Source organism: Phytoactinopolyspora endophytica (assembly GCF_004138495.1).
Classification (GTDB): Bacteria; Actinomycetota; Actinomycetes; order Jiangellales; family Jiangellaceae; genus Phytoactinopolyspora; species Phytoactinopolyspora endophytica.
The window spans coordinates 212,466-217,145 of sequence record NZ_ML142862.1 but is presented as its reverse complement, the minus strand read 5'-3'; the positions used below and the strand labels follow the sequence as shown (position 1 = coordinate 217,145).

Below are 4,680 nucleotides of genomic sequence, written 5' to 3'. Positions count from 1 at the left end.
GGCGGCGACACCACCGCGGTCAACGGGCGTGGCGTATGCCAACGCGGCAACCACACCCGCCAACTGCCCGGCTGGACCGTCCGTGTCGTCGACCCCGACCGGCACATCGTCGAAACCACCACGCCGACCGGACACACGTATCGGTCGTCACCGCCGCCTGCGCCCGGCACCCAACACCGCCGGGCCCACACACAGGACCGCGCACGGGACCACACGCGGGACGGTGCACGAGCACCCTCCCACGCCCAGCCCCGCGTCGACCACCACTGGCCCAGTGACGCAACCACCCACTGAACCACCACCAACAGCAGCGCACAGCCCTGCCCACCACCGTCAACCTGGCGGCCGGGGGCGGGGCGCGTGTCCTGCCCCGTAGATCCGAGACAACGTAGCGCTGTGACCTGCGATGCCTCAGATCTACGCGGACAGGACATCAAGGGGTTTGCGGTATCGCCGGTATTCTCGGACGACACGGAATCCGAGGGCCTCGTAGAGAGAACGGGCACCTGCGGGGTCATGTGCTTCTGTGTGCAGTCGCACCCGGTCAACCCGACGCTTCTGTAGTAGTGACATGTTCGTGGTCAGCAGCGACCGCGCTATGCCTTGGCGCCGGAACTCTGGATCGACCTGAACGTCGTCGATCTCTGACCGGTGCTGTGAGTGGATGGTCGCGACGAAGCCGACGATTCGATCGTCGGAGGTCGCCACGTGAAACAGGCTGAGGTCGGAATGTGCCAGCCAACGTCGGTACTGCTCAACCGTTGGTCCGGAGTAGGTGTACGGGCGTCCGGCCCAGGCTCTCTCAGTGAGTTCGATCAGTGCGCGGGCGTCGCCGACGGTGGCATTGCGGATTCCGATCCTGTCGGGGAGCGGATGTGTGCTGACCTTGGGCTCTCTGAGCTCCATTTCGATCATCGAGAACACATGTTGGTACTGGTGGTCCTCGAACAGAGCGATTTGGTCAGGATGGGCACTCGAGCCATTGCCGGCCAGTACCGATCGCTCGACGCATTCCTCGGCAGTTGCTCTCTCGAGTGCAGCGCTTTCGCCGGTCTGCAGGAGCCGTGTCCCGATTCCGCTGCCACGGAAACAAGGCGCTACATATCCGTCGATCAGGAAGACTCGCGTCCCGTCTTGCTCAGTCCATGCCCGCAGTGATCCGTAGTCCACCGGGCCCTCACCGGTATCGGCGACCCGAACGATGATCGCTGCTTGGGCGGCTGACACGAGGTCAGCAGCGGTCGGCAGCGATTCCAACGTCGAATAGGGATCGGCGTGGTCTACTGCGGCGTTGCGCGCATGAAGATCAGCGAGCACGAGAGCGTCGTCCGGGCGAAAGCGCCGTACATCAACTGGTGTTGCCACCCGCCAGTTCTACCGTGACCAGTCCGTGCCCAGCCACAGATTTGTCGGCGCCGGGTTTGGCGCGCAGAAAGCATCATGGCCATCGGCTGCTGTTCAGGCTCCGAGCTCGGCGCGGCGCATGGCCTCGCGATAGATCGGTCCTTCTCGGATCGGTAGCGCACTGATGACGCCACGCATCCCACGGATGGTCAGGGTGGCTGAGAGGTCCGTCGTGGGGAATCCGGGCGTCCGATACAGGCGGCGAGCCCACCGGGGGAGCAGGGCAAAGGCGGTGCCGGCCACGGTCAGCCAGGCGGGCCGGCCGATGGTCCAGGAGAGTTTGCGCGGCATCGGTGGCACGGTCAGGAACAGTGCCACGTCGCGCGCGGCCGGTGTCAGGGCGAGCTCCGGGCGGATGGTGCGGTAGTACTCGTCGACCTCTGCCGCAGACGCCGGGACGATGGCCGGGTCGAGACCGACCAACTCGGCCGCGCGCAGCTGTTCGGTGTAGTAGCGGTCGACTTCATCGTCGCTCAGTCGTACGCCGGCGCGCTGGGCCGTGCTGAGGAAGGACTCCACCTCGTTGACGTGCACCCAACGGAGCAGGTGCGGCTCGTCAACGCGGTACTCCTCGCCGGTCTCCGGATCGTGGGCGCGCAGCGCGTCGTGGATGCGGCGGATGCGCTCGGCCGCCCGTTGCGCGTCGTCGGTGGTGCCGTAGACGACCGTGGTGACGTACTCGGCGGTCCGCATGAGCCGTGTCCAGCAGTCGCGCCGGAAGTCGGAGTTCTGTACGACGCCTGCCACGGCTCGGGGGTGGAGTGCCTGCAGATAGAGGGCCCGGAGTCCAGCAAGCCAGAGGATCGGTTCGCGATGGACCCGCCAGCTCACGCTGTCCGGTCCGAACAGACCCAAGTCCGGCGCGCGGGCGCTGCAGTCAGGCTCATGGTCCGGCGTGGTCGCCGTCCCGCGATGCCCAGAGTTCTGCACACTCGCCGACATGTACATATCGTCGCATATCGGACTTATCGTGCACGCATCTGCTCCGTGCTGCGGGTCCGCTGACGAGCATGAGACCGTTTCCTGGTAAGTGAGTCAGCCACGAGAGGTCGGTCTGGTCCATGAGCCGAGCAGTTGTCTTCGAGGAGTACGGCGGTCCTGACGTGCTGAAGATCGTCGACGTCGAGCCGCCGAAGCCGGGCCCCGGTCAGGTGCGGGTGCGCGTGAAGGCTGCCGGCGTCCAGCCGTTCGACGTCAAGCAGCGCCGCGGGGATACGGCGTCGTGGGCCCCAGCGACATTCCCTCAAGGCGGCGGTTCGGAGTTCGCCGGCGTCGTCGATGAGCTCGGGGAAGGCGTGCGTGAGTTTGCGGTCGGTGACTCGGTACTCGGGCCGACGTCCGGCACCGCGCATGCCGAGCATGCCCTGGCAAAGGCAACCAACCTGGTGCCCAAGCCGGGCGGGATGCCTTGGGAGGAAGCTGGGGCGCTCTCCGCGTCCGGTCAGACCGCGCACACTGCCCTGCAGGCGTTGAGCGTGGGCGCTGGCGAGACCGTGCTGATCCATGCGGCGACCGGTGGCGTCGGATCGGTAGCCGTTCAACTGGCCCGTGCATGGGGTGCGACGGTCGTCGGCACTGCCAGTGAACGTAACCACGACTATTTGCGTGAGCTCGGGGCCACGCCGGTGACGTATGGCGATGGGTTGGTGAGTAGGGTGCGCGACGCGGCGCCGGGCGGCGTCGACGTCGTCCTGGACGCTGCCGGGACCGAAGAAGCGATACAGGCATCCACGGAGCTGCTGCCCGAGCGAGAGCGGATCGGCACCATCGCCGGACAGGAGTACGCGGAACGGTACGGCATCCGGGTACTCGGCACCGAACGTTCCGCGGAGCGTCTCGTGCAGCTGGTGGAGCTCTACGAGACGGGTGCGCTGCGGGTCCGTATCGACGCCGTGTTCTCGCTGGACGAGGTCGCCGACGCGCACCGTGCCGTGGAAGCCGGCCACGTGCGCGGGAAGGTCGTCCTGACCGGAACGGCGTGATGACCGGCCTCGTGCTCCTCCTGACCCGGCCGGAGAGCCCGGTACGCCCAGCTCGAGCTCATTCGAGCTGGGCGTGGTGCTACTGATAGTGGCAAATACGTGAGCGACGAACTCTGTTCATCTGTCCGGGGAGGTCGGTACGCTCACTGGACAACCCAGGGGGACAAAGGGGTCAAATCTACCGAGGGGCTTCACATGGCGAGGACGCCTGCGGACCGGCTGCGGACGCTGCTAAATCCGGTGATCGACGTCGAGCACAAGCACATCGACAGAGCATTAGAGCAGCTGCCGGCGGACACCGTCGCCGCGCTCGTGGCGATGGTCGAGCGGGCCGACGAGCAGAGTGACCCCGTGTGCTCGTTGTGTCTCGGCGCCCCGACGACGCTCACGCTCCGCGGTCGCGATCATGCGTCGGGCGCCTGGGTGTTCATTTGCGCCGACTGCGACGAGGACGACTGGTAACAGCACGCCCAGCGTGCCGTATGACTGCTACTCGACAGTCATACGGCCGCACGAGAGGGGTGCGCCGTCAGGGACTCGAACCCCGAACCCACTGATTAAGAGTCAGTTGCTCTGCCTATTGAGCTAACGGCGCAACGACGCATGAGCTTAGCACCAGCCGGCCGGTAGAACGAAATCGTCGCGGAAGGCATGCCAAAGTCGCGTGTCCTGGGTCATTGTACCCACCGGCTGGAGGTGTCCGAAGGTATTTCCAGACACGTCGGGGGATGCGGCGATGGCGCGCGACGACGGTTGTGAGATCGTTACAACTATGGCAAACCAGTCCGGCCGACGCGAGTACGACCTCGACATCCCCAACGACGTGGAGCCCGGCACGTACGCCGACTTCGCGTCGATCTGGCACACCCCAGATGCCTTCGTCCTCGATTTCGCTGTCGTGAAGCGGCCTCCGAAGTCCGTCGTGAACGACGACGGGGAGCGTGTGACCAAGGTGCCCACGCGCGTCGTATCACGTGTGAGGGTCCCTCCGAGTCAGGTCTTCGAGATCATGAAAGGGCTGGAGAAGCAGCTGTCGATGTGGGAACGCTCGTACAGCAAGAAGGAGAAGCCGACCGAGGAGTCCTGACCCCGCTCCGCGCTCAATGTGGAACATTGGGGATGACGTCGGGCATTCGTGGGGTAGTGGACACCTGAGGTTCATCCGCCTCCACGAGTCTGCCCGGCATGGTTATGGCGTCCGCGGGCAGAAGCCGCCTCTCACAATCCGTCGTTTCGGCACTCGTGGTTCTCGTGGTGGTCGCGTCAGGGGTGCTCGTTGCGTCGAACTCCCCGG

General features: G+C 65.7%; 5 protein-coding genes, 1 tRNA gene and 1 pseudogene. 4 read left to right on the top strand and 3 right to left on the bottom strand.

Annotation, left to right across the window (positions count from 1 at the left end; genetic code table 11):
- Positions 1-294 (top strand): annotated as a pseudogene (locus tag ELR45_RS38925) (hypothetical protein); the annotation flags it as partial.
- 123 nt (positions 295-417) lie between these two features.
- On the opposite strand, the gene ELR45_RS24215 reads toward ELR45_RS38925, so the two are convergent.
- The gene (locus ELR45_RS24215; protein WP_129668636.1) at positions 418-1,365 is read right to left on the bottom strand and encodes a GNAT family N-acetyltransferase; all 948 of its coding nucleotides are present in this window, start codon (positions 1,363-1,365) and stop codon (positions 418-420) included.
- A 93-nt stretch (positions 1,366-1,458) separates the two neighbouring features.
- Positions 1,459-2,346, bottom strand: a complete 888-nt coding sequence (locus ELR45_RS24210) for an oxygenase MpaB family protein (protein WP_129668635.1) — start codon at positions 2,344-2,346, stop codon at positions 1,459-1,461.
- A 119-nt stretch (positions 2,347-2,465) separates the two neighbouring features.
- Between ELR45_RS24210 and ELR45_RS24205 the strand changes: the two genes are divergently transcribed.
- Together ELR45_RS24205 and ELR45_RS24200 are read left to right on the top strand one after the other, a co-directional pair.
- Positions 2,466-3,386 (top strand): NADP-dependent oxidoreductase, encoded by a 921-nt coding sequence (locus tag ELR45_RS24205; protein ID WP_129668634.1) that lies wholly within the window; start codon positions 2,466-2,468, stop codon positions 3,384-3,386.
- A 195-nt stretch (positions 3,387-3,581) separates the two neighbouring features.
- On the top strand, positions 3,582-3,848 hold the full coding sequence (locus tag ELR45_RS24200; protein WP_129668633.1) for a hypothetical protein: 267 nt from the start codon (positions 3,582-3,584) through the stop codon (positions 3,846-3,848).
- Positions 3,849-3,908: 60 nt separating this feature from the next.
- Here ELR45_RS24200 and ELR45_RS24195 read toward each other — a convergent pair.
- Positions 3,909-3,981, bottom strand: a tRNA-Lys gene (locus tag ELR45_RS24195).
- Positions 3,982-4,158: 177 nt separating this feature from the next.
- Here ELR45_RS24195 and ELR45_RS24190 point away from each other — a divergent pair.
- Positions 4,159-4,473: a DUF3467 domain-containing protein gene (locus ELR45_RS24190; RefSeq protein ID WP_129668632.1), complete on the top strand. Its 315-nt coding sequence runs from the start codon at positions 4,159-4,161 to the stop codon at positions 4,471-4,473.
- The last annotated feature ends 207 nt before the right edge of the window (positions 4,474-4,680 follow it).